Raw genomic sequence first — 19139 nt, forward strand, 5'->3', positions numbered from 1 at the left:
AAATTAGCACTTTATATTTGATTTTTCAGACATTATAATAATTACAAGGGTTATTAAATTTTTCTTATGGAGGTGGCAAATGTATATCGCAATGCACTGTATTAATGCAAACAATGTCCTTCAGGATGAGATCTGTAAATTCTACGGCATCCACTATGACAATATGTATAAATCCTGCGTTATCTCTACAGATCATCAGCATCATGATTTTGTCATTTCCATGACAGAAGAGGATTATAAGGATTTCTATTCACAGGTGATAAAGGCCCTGGCAGAGGATGGCGGTCAGATAATAGAGCTTGTAAAGGGCGAAGTATTCAGATGCCGCAAAAATGAGATACGCCATGGCGCAAACCAAAAGTGCGAGATACGACGTCCGTAAAGGCTACGTAAATCCATAGGTTTCACACTAAATAAACAGATAAAAATATCTGCCAAAGTTCCCTGCATCAGGTCACTTTGGCAGTTTTAATTTTGCTATGATCAATCAAGATTGGATTTGAAATTTCCAAATATTCTTATGTCGTTTACGGTACACATCAATGCCCACACCACAGTTTTCATATCAGGTCCCGTAAGGTCTCCCGTGAATTCCGCAAAGAACATATACTCCCAGTTGTGCTCAGGGATTGGTCTTGATTCAAGCCTTACAAGGTTTAGGCCGTAAATTCTAAACACCGTAAGGGCTTCATGGAGAGCACCGGCTTTATGGGCCGTCTTAAAGCTTATGCAGATCTTATCTCTTCCCTCTCTAAGCTCAAGCTTTTTGGAGACAACCACGAACCTGGTGGTGTTGTTGGTATTGGTGTTTATCTCCTTCTCGATTATCTTAAGGCCATAGATCTCGGCAGCTCTTGATGAACAGATGGCAGCCTTACTCTTATCCTTAAGCTCTGCAACCATTCTGGCTGAGCCTGCGGTATCGGCCTGGGGAACTCTCTCCCACTCGGGATGATAATTAAGGAACTGCTCACACTGGAAAAGTCCCTGCTCATGGGAAAAGACAGTTTTAATATCAGATATGTCCGCATCGGGCAGCACCATAAGATTGTGCCTTACCTTAACCGTAGTCTCGCCTACCATATAGCATTCATACTGAGCAAGAAGGTCATAAACCTGACGAATGGCGCCTGTTGATGAATTCTCAATTGGAAGAACCGCATAGTCAGCGCTTCCATCCTGAAGCTGTCTGAAAGTATCCTCAAAATGAACAAGCCCTTCGCTTTTTACATCTTTTCCGAAAAAATCGATGGCTGCCATTTCGCTGTAGGCCCCGGGCTCGCCCTGATATACCACCCTTGGATTCTCTATGGGCTTTCGCTCTCTTCTTAAAGCCAGATCAAGGGGCTCGCAGGCACCGTTATTTTCCCCAAGCTTTCTGTCAACACGGTCTCTTAGCTGACCAATATATTTTTCGTTTATTATCTGAATCTCGTCTGCCATAATACTCCCGTCCAAAACCTTGTCTACCGTTACTGTTCCTTATCTGCAAGCATTTCCATTTTTTCTATTATACTCTCAACATCCAAAAGAAGTTTCCTCTCAGCTTTGTCCGTGAGAGAATCCTTTATGTATTTATAGATAAATAATGGATAGGATGCTGCCCTGAAATCCATATTGCCCTTAAAGGATGAGATGAATTCAGGTATTGCCGCAGCGTTAAGCCTTGCATTGTTGTTTAGCTTTATGGTCACTTCGCCGTTTCCGCCCTTAAGCTCAAGGACGTACAAGCTGTGCGCCTTCTCGCGAACAAGGGATATTCTGATAAGATTGTCCACAGACTCAGGGATATCTCCGAATCTGTCTCTTAGCTCATCCCTCATATCATCCCTGTCGCCTTCATTCTCTATACCGGCGATTCTCTTATAAATCTCAAGCTTTTGCTCTTCGTTTACAATATAATCACTTGGAATAAATGCATCCACATCTATATCAACGCTGGTGGTGAACTCTTCGAGATTCGCATCCTTCGTTTCACCCTTCTTTCGCCTTACGGCTTCTCCAAGCATCTTGCAGTAAAGGTCATATCCAACTGAAGCCATGTGTCCCGACTGGCTTTTTCCAAGAAGGTTACCTGCACCTCTGATCTCAAGGTCACGCATGGCAATCTTAAAGCCGGAGCCAAGATCCGTGAATTCTCTGATAGCTGAAAGTCTCTTTTCAGCCACCTCTTTTAACAGCTTATTTCTCTTGTACATAAGGAATGCATAGGCTGTTCTGTCAGAACGTCCAACTCGTCCCCTCAGCTGATAGAGCTGAGAAAGTCCCATCTGATCCGCATCATGGATGATCATGGTGTTGGCATTTGAAATATCAAGTCCCGTCTCAATGATCGTGGTAGACACAAGCACATCTATATCGCCGTCTATGAAATCATACATAATCCTCTCAAGCTCTGATTCCTTCATCTGGCCATGAGCAAATGATACATTTACTTCAGGAACCAGCTTCTGCACTCTGGCTGCCACATCTGCAATATCATTTACCCTGTTATAAACATAGTAAACCTGTCCGCCTCTTGAAATCTCTCTCGAGATAGCCTCTCTTACCATCTCGTCATTGTACTCACAGACAAAGGTCTGTATGGGACGTCTGTCCTGGGGCGCCTCTTCAAGTACGCTCATATCCCTGATACCCACAAGAGACATGTGGAGAGTTCTTGGAATAGGCGTTGCTGAAAGCGTCAGTACATCGATATTTTCTCGGAGCTTTTTAATCTTCTCCTTGTGGGTTACACCAAAGCGCTGCTCCTCATCCACTATCAATAGGCCAAGGTCCTTATAGGTCACATCCTTGGATAAAAGCCTGTGGGTTCCGATTACGATATCCACAAGTCCCTTCCTGAGGTCCTCAACGGTCTTCTTCTGCTCAGCGGACGTCCTGAATCTGGACATCATGTCAACCCTTACAGGGAAGTCCTTCATTCTCTCTGAAAAAGTATTGTAATGCTGCTGGGCCAGAATAGTTGTGGGCACAAGAACCGCAACCTGCTTGCCATCCTGCACCGCCTTAAAGGCTGCTCTTATGGCAATCTCTGTTTTACCAAAGCCTACATCGCCGCAGATGAGTCTGTCCATAATCCTGTCGGACTGCATATCATTTTTGGTATCGGCGATTGCTCCAAGCTGATCCTCAGTCTCATCAAAAGGAAATGCTTCCTCAAACTCCTGCTGCCAGACTGTATCCTCACCAAACCTAAAACCGCTGCTGTTTTGTCTCTTGGCATAAAGCTCAACAAGGTCTTCAGCAACCTCTTCAACTGCTGCCTTTACCTTATTCTTGGTGCGCTTCCAATCTCCTGTTCCAAGCTTATTGAGCTTGGGCTTTCTGCCCTTTCCCTCAGCTCCCGCATCACCGCTGGCATATTTTTGAATTACATTAAGACCTGTCGCAAGAACGTAGAGATTACCACCATCTGCATAGCTTATCTTAATGTAATCCCTTACAACCTTGTCGGTCTCGATTTTCTCTATACCCTGATAGATTCCAAGGCCGTGATACTCGTGGACCACGTAATCGCCCACGTTAAGCTCAGAGAATCCTGATATCTTCTCGCCGCTGTACTTTGCTTTTCTTCTCTTTTTCTTTTTTCTCTCAGAAAAAATATCACTCTCTGAAATAACAGCAAACTTAATGTCCGTGTACTCAAAGCCCTTAAGAATCCTGCCATAATAGGTCATGATCTCGCCCTTTTCCAGCTCCCTCATGGGATTTTCACTGTAAAAAGAGGTGATCTGATTATCTCGCAGGTCATCCACAAGGCGCTTTGCTCTGGTCCTTGAACCTGACAAAATAAGTACCTTGTAGCCATTTTTTATAAAGCCCTTAAGGTCATGAACAAGGGCTTCAAAGCTGTTATTGTAGGGTGCAATGCTCCTTGCATGAAGCTCAAAGGTCTGCTCAGGCTCAAACTTATTAAGTTCCTTAGGCGCAGCAAGAGATGCCACAGACACACGTCTTACGCTTCGCATTCTTGCTATGCACTCCTCTGTGGAATACAAAAGTCCCATCTGTCCAGGGAGCGCATAGCCGTTCTCAGCTCTGTGAACCATGCTCTCTCTGAATTCTTCCTGCACGGCATTTGCATGCTCAAGTACGTGCAGCGGCTCATCTATGAAAATGCAGGTTTTTCCAGCAGGGAAAAGTTCCTGCAATGTAACCGTATCATCATAAAAATATCTGATATAGCTCTCAAGGTTTACCTCAAGCTCAAGCTCCAGGAGCTGCTCTTTTAACTCCTCAAAGGAAGTCTTTATGCGGTGAGCTGCCTCTGTCTTAAACTCTGCTCTAAGTGCCTCGTAAACATCCTTGGTTTCTTTTTCAATCTTCTTAAGGCCGCTTCTAAGCTCATCATCTGTAAGGATTATCTCTGTTGCGGGATAAATCTCGATGGACTCCAGCTTATCAATGGATCTCTGAGACATAATGTCGAAGCTTCTGATATTCTCGACATCATCACCCCAGAGCTCGATTCTGTAGGGATTCTCCTCTGTTAAGTCAAAGACATCAATAATATCCCCGCGCACTGAAAACTCGCCCGGGGCACTTACCTGATAGACCTTGGAATAGCCGATGCGAACAAGCTCCTTTGCAAGCTCCCTCTCATTTACAGGCTTTCTTTTATCTATGCTTATTACATTTTCTTTTATTACATCAATTGGAATCTGGGGTGTCATAAGAGACGAGAATGTGGTGACCACCGTAACAGGTCTTCCCTCAATAAGTCTCCTGAGGGCTCTTATTCTCTCCTTCACTATCTCCTTTGAGTGAATGTCAGCCTGATAAAAGATCAGATCCTTTGCAGGATAGACCGTCACATTCCTGTCGTAGAACTTATAGTCTTCAAATATCTCCTTGGCCCTGATGTCACTATAGGTGACGATGATTCTGTATTTAAAATCCTTACTTAATCCGTTTATCAGATGGAGCTTTTGCGAATCTACGCACCCGGCTACTTCCGCGCACGCAAAAGGCTTTTCCAGATATTTATTAAGTTTCTGAAATTCCTCCATCTCGCTAAGCGGGGCTTCGATTGCTCTCATTTAACCTCTTCTCTGTCAGGCTTTACGCCGTTCCACTTATTCATGGCTGCATTAACGTCCTGTTCCATAATGACACTGACCGCATCTGCAGCGTGTTCGATTGCTTCCTTTACATAGACTGTATCTTCATCATCAAAATGTCCAAGAACCCAGTCCACCATGTCTATCTGTCTTGGTCTTTTTCCTACGCCCACTCTGACTCTTGCAAAATCACTGTGTCCAAGCTGCGCGATGATATTCTTAAGACCGTTGTGGCCGCCGGCGCTTCCACCGGGGCGAACCCTTATTATTCCGGGATCAAGCTCAACATCATCAGATAAAACAATAAGCTCTGTCTTTGTATCTATCTTAAAATAATCCGCCACGGGTCTTATGGACTCGCCGCTGAGGTTCATGTATGTAAGGGGCTTAAGCAAAATAACTTTTTCATTGCCAATCCTGCCCTTGCCGTACATGCCTTTAAATTTCATCTCTGTAAGATCTATATCATATTTTTCGGAGAGATAATCTATCACTCCAAAGCCTACATTGTGTCTTGTTCCGTTATATTTTTTCTCGGGATTACCCAATCCTGCAATTAAAAACATATATACCTCTAAAAAGAACTAAAATAAGATTTCGCTTGCGAAATCTTCGCGCGCGAGCGGTATTGCGAAGCAATAAACTTCATCTCCGCGAGCTGCGCATCCTGCGGAGCACATTTTAATTTCGAAGAAATTAAAATGGGGAATGACTATTGTCACTCCCCATAATAGCATAGAATTGTTGTTTTAGAATACACTTCCCACACCGGTAACAGGTTCAGGATCTTCAGGTCTTGAATCTATCACCTCATCAGATGCCTCATCATATGCCTTAAGGACTACGTCCTGGATATGCTTCCTGGTGTCTGAATTGATAGGATGCGCTATGTCACGATACTCGCCGTCAGCTGATTTTTTGCTTGGCATGGCAATAAAGAGACCCTTATCACCTTCGATAACCTTGATATCATGGATAACAAATTCATTGTCCAGTGTTATCGATACAATAGCACGCATCTTACCCTGTTTCGCTACTTTTCTTACTCTTACATCTGTAATATTCATCTAAATGAACCCCCTTTTCATTGATGTCAAATTACATAGCGTTCGTTGTTTTCTACAACAATCTTTATGTCGCCTTCGCCTTTATAATATGAGTTTGCCTGGATAGTTCCGTGGCTCTCTACTATACAATTTTCAATGTGTGTGTTGTCTCCGATGTAAACATCATTGAGAATAATAGAATTCTTGATATAACAGTTATTCCCTATGAATGCTCCCTTGAAGACCACTGAATCCTCAACTGTTCCGTTTACGATACATCCGCTGGATACAAGGCTGTTTGAAACCTTAACACCTACATTATATTTTGCAGGCGGCAGATCTACGACCTTGGTGTAAACACCGGGATATTCGTTAAAGAAGAAGTTACGAACTTCAGGCTTTAAGAAATCCATGTTGGTGCGGTAATAATCTTCAACGGAAGCGATGTTGTTCCAGTAGGATTTGATCTTGTATCCGTAGATTCTCTTCATATCCTTGTATCTCACAAGAATATCTCTTACGAAATCAAATCTCTCTTCGGTCTGCGCTTTCTCGATGAGCTCTATGAGCTGTCTGCGTCTTATTACATATACGCCGCAGGAAACAGTGTTGGAGCGGGCCACAACGGGCTTCTCCTCGAACTCTTCGATCCTGCTCTCCTCGTTCATACGAAGAGTACCGAATCTCTCAACATCGATATCAGCTGCGATGTCCTTACATACAACTGTGATATCTGCCTGCTTATCAATGTGATACTCAAGCAGCTTGTTGTAATCCATCTTATATACACAGTCACCGGATGTAATAACTACATAAGGCTCGTGACAGCTCTTTAAGAAGCTGATGTTCTGTGCAATTGCATCTGCGGTTCCTCTGTACCAGAGATTGCCGCTGGCCTTAGCTGCAGGTGTGAAAACATAAAGGCCACCCTGCTTACGACCAAAATCCCACCACTTGGATGATGAGAGATGTGTGTTAAGACTTCCCGCATTATACTGTGTGAAAACAGCCACAGTCTGAATGTGGGAGTTGGTCATATTGCTAAGTGCAAAATCTATACTTCTGTAAAATCCGGCAACGGGCATAGCACACACTGCTCTGTTTTTTGAAAGTTCGCGCATGCGGTTGCTTCCGCCACCTGCAAGAATAATTCCAATCGCTCTCACTACCTATCACCTGCCTTATCTAATGTTCTTCCACTTGCAAGACATCCATCCGGATAATCTTTTTCGGTAGTTACGCCGGAGATCATTGTGTTCTTACCAACTGTTACTCCAGAAGGAACCACAGATTTCTCTCCGATAGTTACGATTCCGTCCCTGTAAATTCCGGGCTTGGTCTCATTCTCAGCCTCATCGCCGTCGCCAAGCTTAACCTTGTTGCCAACCTTGACATTCTCGGCAATCACAGCCTTCTCGATGTTACAGTTCTCTCCGATCTCAGTTCCGTTCATAATGATCGAATGGCTTACAACAGTGCCCTTACCGATCTTAACGCCACGGCCGATTACAGAGTTGTGAACCTCACCGTAAATCTCAGCGCCCTCTCCGATGATACATCTGGATGTAGAGCTGTCAGGTCCAAGATACTGCGGAGGCTGAACATCATTACTTGTATATATTTTCCAATACTCTTCATAGAGATTGAACTCAGGAACGATGTCGATAAGCTCCATGTTTGCTTCCCAATAGGAAGTAAGAGTTCCTACATCCTTCCAATAACCGTCAAACTCATAAGCATAGAGTGACTGTCCTTTTTCCTTGCAATAAGGGATTATATGCTTACCAAAGTCAAGACCCGGCTGATCCTGATTGGTGATAAGAGCTTCCTTAAGAGACTCCCATGAAAAGATATAGATACCCATGGATGCAAGATTGGAACGAGGCTTCTCGGGTTTCTCCTCAAAGTCTACAATCTTCCTGTCTTCATCGGTGATCATGATACCGAATCTGCTGGCCTCCTCAATGGGCACAGGCATTACAGCGATAGTTACGTCAGCACCGTTTGCCTTGTGGAAATCCAGCATGGTCTCGTAATCCATCTTGTAAATATGGTCGCCGGAAAGAATAAGTACATAGTCAGGATGATAGTTCTCCATGTACTCAAGGTTCTGGAAAATGGCATTAGCCGTTCCGGTATACCATTCACTATTTGCACTTTTCTCATAGGGAGGAAGAATGGATACTCCACCGATGTTACGGTCGAGATCCCACGGAATACCAATTCCTATGTGAGAATTAAGACGCAGCGGTCTGTACTGAGTCAGAACACCTACTGTATCTACACCCGAATTGATACAATTACTTAACGGGAAGTCAATGATACGGTATTTACCGCCAAACGAAACTGCCGGCTTTGCCATGTTAGCTGTCAAAACCCCAAGTCTGCTGCCCTGACCCCCTGCGAGCAGCATAGCTATCATCTCTTTTTTTATCATGTTAAGACCTCGATGTTAAATATAAAATTATGTAATGTTAATTAAAACTAATTTTAATCGGGAAAAAATGATTAAAATTCTAAAAAAAGTATAACACATATATGAGCTTTTGACATCCCATTTCCTTAGGATTATACTTTATTAAACCAAAAAATAAGCGTTATTCGATTAATAAAAGGAAGAAATATGTATAAAATAAATTATGAAAACCCAATAAACGTGTATTTTATCGGCATTGGCGGCGTTTCTATGAGCGGCCTTGCAAGAATTCTTTTGGACAGAGGATTTAAGGTTTGCGGTTCCGACAGATCGGAATCCGATACCGTAAAGGGTCTTATGGATCTTGGAATCAAAGTTTTCACTCCTCAGAGCGCTGAAAACATCAAAGCCGCAGGTCAGATTGACCTTGTTGTTTACACCGCTGCCATCCATCCGGACAACCCTGAATTTGCTCTTGCAAAAGAGATGGGAATCCCTATGCTCACAAGAGCTGAGCTCCTTGGACAGATAATGACTCATTATCACCTGCCTGTAGCAGTTGCGGGAACTCATGGTAAGACCACAACTACAGCCATGGTCAGCAAGATCATGCTTGAAGCATCTCTTGATCCCACAATTACCATCGGCGGTAATCTTAAGGATATAGGAGGAAATGTCAGAATCGGTTCCTCCAAATATTTTGTAACGGAAGCCTGCGAATACACCAACAGCTTCCTTAGCTTTTTCCCGGGTGTAGGAATTATATTAAATGTAGATGCCGATCACCTTGATTTCTTTAAGGACCTTGATGATATCCGCAATTCCTTCCACAAATTCGCAGCACTTATTCCGGCCGGCGGAACCCTGGTTGTAAACGGCGAGATTCCAAAGCTTGATGAACTAACAGAAGGTCTTACCTGCAATATCACAACCTACGGATTTTCAGACAGCTGCGATTACTATCCTACCGATATCAGTTATGACGACTTTGGAAATGCTTCTTTCCATTTAAATAGAAAGAACGGCGAAGGCTTTGATGTTACACTGAAGGTTCCCGGAAGACACAACATAGGCAACGCTCTTGCATCCGCTGCTGCCGCTGACTGCTTTGATATAGAAGATTCTCATATCGCAGCAGGTCTTAATTCCTTCACAGGCACGGACAGACGCTTTGAATACAAGGGTACAGTGGATGGTCTTACAATTATTGATGACTATGCGCACCATCCCACAGAGATTGCCGCTACCTTAAGCGCAGCTAAGAATTATCCCCATAAGACTCTGTGGTGCGTATTCCAGCCCCACACCTTTACAAGGACCAAGGCTCTTATGGATGAATTTGCAAATGCTCTCCTTCCTGCAGATAAGATTATTATTGCTGACATATATGCAGCACGAGAGACCGACAATCTTGGAATAAGCTCCCGTACCCTTAAGGAAAAAATCGAGTCTCTTGGACATGAATGCTACTATTTTCCGTCCTTTGAAGAAATCGAAAAATTTCTTTTGCAAAATTGCACGAAGGATGACCTGTTGATAACAATGGGGGCAGGAGATGTTGTAAACATCGGCAATGACCTGCTTGGAATATAATTTTCCACTCTTTCCACTTACTTTTTACACAATTTAATGTAATCATCGTGTGGATAACAAACCGCCGGCTTTTCATTCAAAAACATGTGAAAATCGGCGGTTTCTTTTAATTCAGAGCATTAAATAATCCACGTTATCCACATTGTCCACATTTGCGGAGATTCGCCACTGGCCTTGGTTTGCGGGCATTTTTATCGTCATTTTTCCCATTTTCATAAATAATCCACAATGCTATAATGCATTTCGAAAGAAATTTGAAGTAAGTGGGTGATGAGAAAAGATGATGGGGCGAGTAATTATTAATCCTAATAGCAGTGTGTCCAGCACTGAGCTTTCCAATATTTTTATTGATGAATATCTTGCGGCAGCAAATGATGCGGAGATAAAGGTCTACCTTTATCTTCTCAGAATGATGTGTGCAGGTCAGGCTACAAGTGTTTCTGACCTTGCCGACAAGTTTAACTATACAGAGAAGGACATTATTCGTGCGCTTAAATTCTGGGAGAACCAGGGGCTCATGGCTCTTGAATATGACGGAATAGGTCAGCTCTCAGGTATACACATGCAGGATATTGTTCCTAAGAAAACAGCTAAGACCGTTCTGCACACAGTTGCACAGGCAGAGCCTGTAGTTATTCCCAAAGAGACCAGAAAAAAGGTCGTAAAGCACAAGGATAATCCGCAGATGCTCTTTGTAGCCGAGCAGTACTTTGGAAGAACTCTTAATCCTACAGAGATCAAGACAATCTACTACATTCAGGATGAGCTTGAATTCTCAGAGGATCTTATCGACTATCTCCTTCAGCACTGCGCATCAGCAGGCAAAAAGGATTTCGATTATGTAAGAAAGGTTGCTCTTAACTGGCATGAGAAAGGGATCACTACTCCCGAGAGCGCAAGAGCCGAGAGCACAGCACACAAAAACGCATATTCAATCATGCGCGAGCTGGGAATGCAGAATGCTCCCACCCGCACGGAGCTTAACTATTTTGATAAATGGCAGAACACCTATGGTTTTACACTGACTGTAATTACCGAGGCATGCCGCAGAACCGTACTTCAGACTCAGACTAAGAGACTGCAGTACTGTGATGGAATTCTTCGCAAGTGGCACGAAAGCGGAGCACACACAATTGAAGAGATTCAGAAGCTTGATGATGAATTCGGCAAAACAGCAAGACAGAATTCTTCTAATAATAACGGACCTATTAAGTTCGACAATATCAAATTCAACAGATTTAAACAGAATGATTACAATCTTGAAAGCTTAGAAAGCCAGCTTCTTGATAACTGATCATCTGCTTAGATAATTAGGGAGGAGGGACATGTTTTGGCTCTGACAAACATCCAGTATGATGAGATAATGCATGATTATGAAAACCGCAGAAATTATCATCGCAATGAGCTAAACACAAAGATCAGGGAAATCGAAGATCATGTTCCCGGATATCTGGTGCTTTCGCAGTCCACCGGAAGTATCAGTGCAGACTTTGGTAGAAGGCTGCTTCTTGGCGAAAACCTGCGCAGGGGAAAGCTTCATGAGATGCTTGCAGATGTTGCCACCAGGAAGAAGCAGCTTCTTACCGAAGCCGGCTATCCTGCAGATTACCTTGATATGAAGTATGACTGCCCTATCTGCCGTGACACAGGATATGTTAACGGGGAGAAATGCTCATGCTTCAGACAGCGCATAATCGAAAGACTCTATGCGCAATCCAACATCAGGAAAATGACAGAAAGCGCTAATTTCAGCGTTTTATCTGAAGAGTATTACCGGGGAGAAGATCTGGAAAGATTCCGCGGTGCAGTTCGAACTTCGAAAGATTTTATTAAGAATTTTGAAAGTTCCTATCCAAATTTATTCTTTTATGGTACAGTGGGTACTGGAAAATCGTTCCTGTCTGTCTGCGTAGCCAAGGAAATACTGGACAAAGGGCATTCCGTGCTCTATTTCAGCGCGGTTTCACTATTCGCTCTTCTGCAGACATACTCTTTCGATTTCAAAAAAACCGAAGAGCTTAGTACGCTCTACGACGACCTGTACAACACAGATCTTCTTATTATTGATGACCTGGGTACCGAGCACATTACCAATAACTCTATACCTCAGCTTTTTAGCTGCATCAACGAAAGACTTCTGAGAAACAGGTCCACGATTATCACCACCAACCTTTCACTGGATGATATCAAGGCCATGTATTCTGACAGAGTATTCTCCAGAATCGCAAGCTCATATCGCGTGTGCAAGCTTACCGGTGACGATATTCGAATTCAAAAGAAAATGCAGTTTAAGAATGGAAAGTGAGGAATTCTTCTAATGCCAAGAAGAGAAGAAAAGCGCAACCTTGAAACCATCCCCGTAGGTTCTTTGGGGATCATTCCGCTTGAGGGCTGTCAGTCCCTTGGAGAGAAGGTAGACTATTACCTTGTAAAGTGGCGTGAGGAACGTGAGAACGAGCATAAGGGCAGCCTTGCATTTACAGGCTATGAACGTCCTTCCTACTTGTTGAAAGCTCAGGTTCCGCGTTTTGGAAGCGGCGAAGCGAAAGGCGTAATCCTTCAGTCAGTTCGCGGTGACGACCTCTATATCATGGTCGATGTTTGTAACCATTCACTTACTTATCAGCTTTTTGGTAAAGAAAACCACATGTCTCCTGATGATCATTATCAGGATCTCAAGAGAATAATTGCTGCTGTAGGCGGTAAGGCTAGACGTATCACTGTTATCATGCCTTTCCTTTATGAGAGCCGTCAGCACAAGCGCACATCAAGAGAATCTCTCGACTGTGCAATCGCTCTTCAGGAGCTTGTAGGCATGGGTGTTGATAATATCATCACATTCGATGCTCACGATCCCAGAGTACAGAACGCTATCCCTCTTAACGGATTTGAAACTGTACGCACAACATATCAGTTTATAAAAGCACTTCTTAGAAATATTAAGGGACTTCAGATCGACTCAGACCACATGATGGTAATAAGCCCGGATGAAGGCGGTATGAGCCGTGCAATCTATCTTGCTTCAGTTATGGGCCTTGATGTAGGAATGTTCTACAAGCGCCGTGACTACACACAGGTAGTTGATGGAAGAAATCCCATCGTTTCACATGAGTTCCTTGGAACATCTGTTGAAGGTAAGGACGTTATAATTGTTGATGACATGATTTCATCAGGCGAGAGCATGATCGATGTAGCAAGAGCTCTTAAAGAGAGAAAGGCAGCTCACATCTACGCATTCTCAACCTTTGGTCTTTTCACCAGCGGTCTTGAGATCTTCGATAAGGCTTATGAAGAAGGACTTATCGACAGAGTACTTACAACCAACCTCATCTATCAGACACCTGAGCTTCTTGCAAGAGATTGGTATATCAGCTGCGATATGAGTAAATACATCGCTTACCTCATTGATACACTTAACCATGATGCATCAATCAGCGATCTTCTTAATCCTGTTGAGCGTATCAACAGCATTATTGCAAGATACAACGCAGGCGAGCTTACTGAGTAATTTCAGATAAACATTTGCGGGGCTATTTAGTTCCCGGCAAACATAAAGACAAAATAACGGAGGACCATATCACTTAACTGTGATATGGTCCTCTTTTTTAGTACCTTTATAAATCAATTGTTCTGGACCTGCATGTAGGTTACGAAATGATTACCGTTATTCTGGAAAAGTGTGGCGGTATCATTTCTTCCAAGCTTGTAAACTTCTCCCTTAGTTGGCTCAAGTAGCACAGTATTAAGATCGTTAAAGCCTATGATCATCATACTGCTTCCGTCATTCATGGTAGCCATTACAGGAATATCCTGATTAACATAGTAAAGCATGGCCTCCATGGGACATCCGTCAAGATCAAGGATTCTGGCTGATACCAGGTTATCTCCTAAGATATCTAGTGTGGTTTTCCCCTGATCCAGCATAGACTGAACATTTACGCTTATACCCTTGTGCTGAAGAATAAGGTCAAGGCAAACTGCTGTGGAATTATCCCCGGGCATATTCTCCCACTCCTCTGCCAGATTCGTAATATACATGATCTGATTTGCTTTAAGGAGATTACCTCTGTACCAAACATATTTGCCATAATCATCAACAACTACGCCGGGATTATTATAAGCATCATTTATGGCATCCGAAGGATTATCGCAGATGCTCATTGCTCCGTCCATGTTGTAGACATAGTAATAAGGACTTGCATCCATATTTCGGTCGCTGGCTGCGATTACTTCCCTGCTGCCCTCATACAAAGTCATATTCGGTGTAACAGATCTCAGTGTCTTAACATTCATGTTGCTCTTAAGCATGATCTCAAGAAGATTCTTATAATCCTCTGTCGCTGCCACAGTCAGATAATTGCTGCCCTTCTCTGTTTTTATGGTGCTCATTATCTGATCATCCATCACACTCTCAAAAAGCTCTGTCTCAGGATTCCAATTTGCCCTGTTTATCCTTATGACGTTATCTTCAATGGATACATTGGTAACAAGGGCTTCGCCGGGATTATAGTTCTCAAGAATACTGCCCTCACTGTCAACGATGCATATCTTGTACATTCCATAGATGAGTGAACCCATCTGATCGCTGTGGACATCGGATTCATGGACAAGGCCATAGGTCAGATCCTCTCCCATAAAGCCAAGAACTCTGATGAAATCTCCCGCTTCAGCTTCGATCTCTGACTGGGCCTGCGTGGAGAGATCCATGATATTAACTGTTTTCCTGTCCTCATCCTGCCATGCAATACTGCTGCCTGACTGAGAGATACAATATCTGTCATCTGAGATATTCTCGATAAGCTTCTTCTGCTCTCTGGTGGACAGATTAACCATATAAACATTTCCTTCAAGCATGAAGAAAAGATTACCGCTTGTTCCCGCATAGAGCATCTTATCGTTATAAGCCTGCAAAATATCCTGATGGAAATTTACTGGAATGAAGACCTGCTCCTCAATGGTGTTCAACTGAGAATCATATCCGTAAACCGCTATTCCCACTTTTCCCTCGTGGTCGCCGCGATTCATGTATCCCGAGACTGCAAACTGCACATTTCCTGTCTCATCCACATTCAGGATATGGATTCTGTTAGCCTGCCATCTTGTGCGCTCATCATTGTATTCATCATTATAAAAACCAAAGGCCAGCGCCATCTTATTGTCAGTACTGTTATAGACGTAAAGTCTGTCCTCGCTGACAAAAGCTACAGCGTTACCGCCATCACTCTCCTTAAAGGGGAGATTACTGTCTGAAATCCATAGATTTATAACATTATCGGAAAAATCAGACTTATCGCCGTTAAATACATAATTCATCTTCCTGTCATAGCCAAGAAGGTATATTCTGTCTGTGGTATATCTTACGCGGAAGTTCTCTGTGACGTTGTAGAGCTTATCTTCTCCCGCTTTTGTTTTCTGAATAAGCTGATAATAGAGCCTAAGTACCGCTGTTTGAGAATGAATATCCGACACCTCAATAATCGGCTCTGTATGGGATGTGATATTAAGATCGCCCCAGGTTACCTGATCATAACTGCTGTGAATAGTCACATGACTAAAGGTGGTGTTATCTCCATCAGAGTTAGATTCCAGATACTTGGAAAGCTCCTCTGTGGAACCCTGCTTATCAAAGGTCATGTTGTGGAAATCTGTGACAAACTTAATCTCATCTGATACATTATATTTTTCGCCTGTTTCAGACCAGATAATTCTCGTGTAATAGCGCACCGGCTCATCATTTACATTACATAGCATAACCAGCATGTATTCCTGATTTGCATCAATCAGATCCTTAAGCTGGAATGATCCCGTGATGATATCGTCCTTCTGAGTGATGTTTGTAATATCGGAATTCTCAACAAGACCATCTCCCGATACCTGTCTCACCTCAAAGCGAAGCCCTGAAATGAAAGTACCGTAGGTATTCATATTAAAAGCAATGTTTCTTCCGGCATCAATTGGAAGCACTGTGCCTCTTACGTGGTTTACTTCAAGCTCCGAGGAGTATCCATGAAGTAAATTGATCTCTTTTCCGCTTTCTAAAAAGGAAATTGTGGGAAATGTAGGAGCACCCATCTGAGCGGTCATGTCCACAGTCTCTTTATTACTGAAGTGTCCTATTATGAATAACGAAAGCACAAAGACGGCAATCGTATAAAAAATCTTGATTATTGTTTTCTTCATTTCTATAAGCACCCTAAATCAATTGACTTATGCGTGTCATCGCGGTAATATTTTTCTAACCTAAAACCGTTTCTTAATAAAAAGCGCAAATGCGCAGATTGGGGGAATTATGGACCACCCAGTACTTTATCGTAAACGTGTTATTCCAAACGAATGCATCCTGCTTAAGGATGATCACATTCTGCAATGCGACGAGAATACTATCGTCACGTCCTGGAACGCAATCCATCCGCGTTCTGATCTGTCCCATGGATATTCATGCTACTACCTGAAAAGAGGCTATAAAATAAGCAAATTCTACAGAGCTGACTCCACTCTTATGTACTGGTACTGCGACATTGTGGATTATCAGCAGGGCCCGGAGGAAAACTCCATCCTGACCTTTGACCTTCTTGCAGACGTAGTTATTTATCCCGATGGAAAAATCCGAATCCTGGACCTTGATGAACTCTCAGAAGCCTTTGAGCAAAAGCTTATCGATGAACGCCTTTTGAAAAAAGCGCTGACTTCTCTGGGGGACCTTATGGATGCCATTTATGAAAACAGCATCTCTGCCCTGGAAGCTCCCATAATCAAGGCCATTTCACAGAATACCTGATTTTAGTAAAATACATGTCCGCCAATGTTTATGCCGGTAAGTCCCGGTATCGGAGTTCTGAAATAAACGCAGTTACCTACGTTTGTGACTCCGCTCATGGCGGCATCTGCTGCCTGATAGCAAGACTCTGTTGCGCTTCCGTTTGCAAGCGCAAGTGCAAGACGTCCGCTTCCCACAGGTGAAAACTGGCTTGACTGATAAATAACGCCAACCACGGTATCCGGATATACGGAACTGAGCACTCTGTTGATTACAACTGCGCCGACTGCAACCTTGCCCTCATAGGGCTCGGCGCCGGCCTCACAATATATCAGATTTGCAAGAAGGTATCTGTCACCCTCAGCAAATGTGACCTCAGAAATATTTCTCCACTTGGAACTCTTTGCCAGCTTTGACAATCTGATTTCTTCTGCCAGCTTGGCTTCCAGCTTTTTAACATCATCACTTTGTGACTCTGCAAGCTCCTCAAACTCTCTTGCTTTATTTTCTATGGACTGAGCTTCTTCCTCAGCTGTTGAAATATCCTGCTTGTACTTTTTGATATTTCCGCTTGTGTAACTGACAAGTCCTGAAACACGGCTCTGCTCTGCTTCTACCTGGACTTTATATTCATCAAGCTCAGCCTTCTCGTTATTGAGCTTATCCTTTTTATCCGAGATATCCTCGCAGGTCTGCATATATTCCTCTAACATTTTTCTGTCATATGCAGACAGAGCTTTAATTAGATCCTTCTGATTAAGGAAATCTCCAAAGCTCTCATTTCCAAGCAGCATATCATAAAGAAGAACATCCTGATTCTCATAAATGAACTGAACTCTCTTTTTCATGGATGCATACTGGGCGTCCTTGGTATCAATAGCAACCTCAAGCTCCGCCTCGGTATTGGCAATCTCATTTTCCTTATCATCAATCTTGTTTTCAAGATCAGTCAGGTTATTACTAACCTCTGTAAGCTGCTCGTTCAGATCATCCAGCTTGTTCTCCAGCTGACTTTTTTCTTTATTAAGATTACTGATATCTTCTTTTTTATCGTCCAGCTGATCCTTGGTATCACTCAGCTGACCTTTTGTGTCTTCAAGCTTCTGCTTCGCTTCCTCAAGCGCCTTTTTGGTAGCCTCCGTCGCTCTGACATTTATTGAATAATTGGCAGATACGCCAAGAAGCCCCAGTAAAAGCAGACAGCTTAAGACTCTCACCGGAAACTTTTTCACAACGTCTCCCCTTTTACTAAATAGTATCGACCTGCACTTCTGCAACTGACGCAACCGTGCATGGTCTCACACTTAAATCTCTATATGGATATTCTTCCCGGATCTCTGGTAGGGATAATATTTCACACCGGCTGCATCAAACATTCTCTTAGATGCTCTTGTTGCAGCTGAAGATGCGTATTTGTCGCTGTCATATACAACAGTGCGGATGCCTGCCTGAATAATAGCCTTGGCACATTCATTGCAAGGGAAAAGAGAAACATAAAGCTTAGCACCCTCTAAGCTTCCTCCCCTGTAATTAAGGATCGCGTTTAATTCGCTGTGAGTTACAAAAGGATACTTGGTTGAAAGCTCATCCTCTCCGTCTCTCTCCCAAGGAAAATCGTCATCATCACAGCCAACAGGAAAACCATTGTAGCCCATGGACAAAATCTTATTGTCGCCGCTGACAATACAGGTCCCAACCTGTGTGCTGGGATCCTTGGATCTCATAGCCGCAAGCTTGGCAACTCCCATGAAATACTCATCCCAGGAAATATAATCCTCCCTTTTCATATCACTCCTCCATATCTGTTATCTCTGATATCCTTCGTGAATGCTTTTCAAGGCCTGAGAAAGGTGTATTTAAGAATGTATCTACGATATCAACCACCATATCAGGACCTATAAGTGCTCCGCCCATGGCAAGCACATTTGCATCATTGTGCTCTCTTGTAAGTCTTGCTGAATGAGGCTCGCTGCAAAGAGCGCATCTGATTCCCTTAACCTTGTTGGCAACTATTGAAATGCCGATTCCGGTGGTACAGATAACGATACCCTTTTCACACTCGCCACTGGCAACAGCCTCTGCTGCCTTTTTTCCAAAAATAGGATAATCGCAGGAATTAGTATCATAGGTACCAAAATCCTTGTATTCGATTCCCTTCTCCTCGAGATATGCGATTACAACCTGCTTGCAGTCATATCCGCCGTGATCACTTCCAAGTGCTATCATTTTTCATCCTCCTCTATTAGCTATGGCAGGCGTATCTA

General features: G+C 43.2%; 16 protein-coding genes. 6 read left to right on the top strand and 10 right to left on the bottom strand.

All coding sequences use genetic code 11. From position 1 onward, the window contains the following. Positions 1-79 precede the first annotated feature (79 nt). Entirely contained in the window at positions 80-382 is a 303-nt protein-coding gene (locus G610_RS0110955) for a hypothetical protein (RefSeq protein WP_026524830.1), read from the top strand. Between the two features lie 101 nt (positions 383-483). Here G610_RS0110955 and G610_RS0110960 read toward each other — a convergent pair whose 3' ends face one another. The 6 genes from G610_RS0110960 to G610_RS0110985 all read right to left on the bottom strand — a co-directional run bounded on the left by G610_RS0110960 (position 484) and on the right by G610_RS0110985 (position 8546). Next, the gene (locus tag G610_RS0110960; RefSeq protein WP_051197938.1) at positions 484-1443 is read right to left on the bottom strand and encodes a prephenate dehydratase; all 960 of its coding nucleotides are present in this window, start codon (positions 1441-1443) and stop codon (positions 484-486) included. Between the two features lie 29 nt (positions 1444-1472). Next, entirely contained in the window at positions 1473-5042 is a 3570-nt protein-coding gene (gene mfd, locus G610_RS0110965; RefSeq protein ID WP_026524832.1) for a transcription-repair coupling factor, read from the bottom strand. After that, on the bottom strand, positions 5039-5629 hold the full coding sequence (pth, locus tag G610_RS0110970; protein ID WP_026524833.1) for an aminoacyl-tRNA hydrolase: 591 nt from the start codon (positions 5627-5629) through the stop codon (positions 5039-5041). The genes mfd and pth overlap by 4 nt, the downstream gene beginning before the upstream one ends. Before the next feature lie 183 nt (positions 5630-5812). Further along, positions 5813-6130 carry a septation regulator SpoVG gene (gene spoVG / locus G610_RS0110975; protein WP_026524834.1) on the bottom strand — a complete coding sequence of 106 codons (318 nt, stop codon included), beginning with the start codon at positions 6128-6130 and terminating at the stop codon, positions 5813-5815. 26 nt (positions 6131-6156) lie between these two features. After that, positions 6157-7275, bottom strand: a complete 1119-nt coding sequence (gene glgD / locus G610_RS0110980) for a glucose-1-phosphate adenylyltransferase subunit GlgD (RefSeq protein ID WP_026524835.1) — start codon at positions 7273-7275, stop codon at positions 6157-6159. Next, positions 7275-8546 carry a glucose-1-phosphate adenylyltransferase gene (locus tag G610_RS0110985; RefSeq protein WP_026524836.1) on the bottom strand — a complete coding sequence of 424 codons (1272 nt, stop codon included), beginning with the start codon at positions 8544-8546 and terminating at the stop codon, positions 7275-7277. The genes glgD and G610_RS0110985 overlap by 1 nt, the downstream gene beginning before the upstream one ends. A 186-nt stretch (positions 8547-8732) precedes the next feature. Here G610_RS0110985 and murC point away from each other — a divergent pair, with 186 nt between their 5' ends. From murC to G610_RS0111005, 4 genes are all read left to right on the top strand, one after another. Then, entirely contained in the window at positions 8733-10118 is a 1386-nt protein-coding gene (gene murC, locus G610_RS0110990) for a UDP-N-acetylmuramate--L-alanine ligase (protein WP_026524837.1), read from the top strand. Between the two features lie 283 nt (positions 10119-10401). Then, positions 10402-11412 (top strand): DnaD domain protein, encoded by a 1011-nt coding sequence (locus tag G610_RS0110995; protein ID WP_026524838.1) that lies wholly within the window; start codon positions 10402-10404, stop codon positions 11410-11412. 36 nt (positions 11413-11448) lie between these two features. Continuing rightward, positions 11449-12423, top strand: a complete 975-nt coding sequence (locus G610_RS0111000; protein WP_026524839.1) for an ATP-binding protein — start codon at positions 11449-11451, stop codon at positions 12421-12423. 12 nt (positions 12424-12435) lie between these two features. Then, positions 12436-13626, top strand: a complete 1191-nt coding sequence (locus G610_RS0111005; RefSeq protein WP_026524840.1) for a ribose-phosphate pyrophosphokinase — start codon at positions 12436-12438, stop codon at positions 13624-13626. A gap of 113 nt (positions 13627-13739) precedes the next feature. Here the strand turns inward: G610_RS0111005 and G610_RS0111010 are convergent, their stop codons facing one another. Beyond that, a complete protein-coding gene (locus G610_RS0111010) occupies positions 13740-16298 on the bottom strand; it encodes a hypothetical protein (RefSeq protein WP_026524841.1) in 2559 nt (852 codons plus the stop codon). A 109-nt stretch (positions 16299-16407) separates the two neighbouring features. Here G610_RS0111010 and G610_RS0111015 point away from each other — a divergent pair, with 109 nt between their 5' ends. Next, positions 16408-16896, top strand: a complete 489-nt coding sequence (locus G610_RS0111015) for a DUF402 domain-containing protein (protein WP_026524842.1) — start codon at positions 16408-16410, stop codon at positions 16894-16896. A gap of 2 nt (positions 16897-16898) precedes the next feature. Here G610_RS0111015 and G610_RS0111020 read toward each other — a convergent pair whose 3' ends face one another. The 3 genes from G610_RS0111020 to rpiB form a co-directional block, all read right to left on the bottom strand. Further along, a complete protein-coding gene (locus G610_RS0111020) occupies positions 16899-18107 on the bottom strand; it encodes a cell wall hydrolase (RefSeq protein WP_026524843.1) in 1209 nt (402 codons plus the stop codon). Positions 18108-18179: 72 nt separating this feature from the next. Continuing rightward, positions 18180-18662 (bottom strand): deoxycytidylate deaminase, encoded by a 483-nt coding sequence (locus G610_RS0111025; RefSeq protein ID WP_026524844.1) that lies wholly within the window; start codon positions 18660-18662, stop codon positions 18180-18182. 1 nt (position 18663) lies between these two features. Continuing rightward, entirely contained in the window at positions 18664-19101 is a 438-nt protein-coding gene (gene rpiB, locus G610_RS0111030) for a ribose 5-phosphate isomerase B (protein ID WP_026524845.1), read from the bottom strand. Positions 19102-19139 lie beyond the last annotated feature (38 nt).

The sequence above is a fragment of the Butyrivibrio sp. MB2005 genome (assembly GCF_000424285.1).
Taxonomy (GTDB): Bacteria; Bacillota; Clostridia; order Lachnospirales; family Lachnospiraceae; genus Butyrivibrio.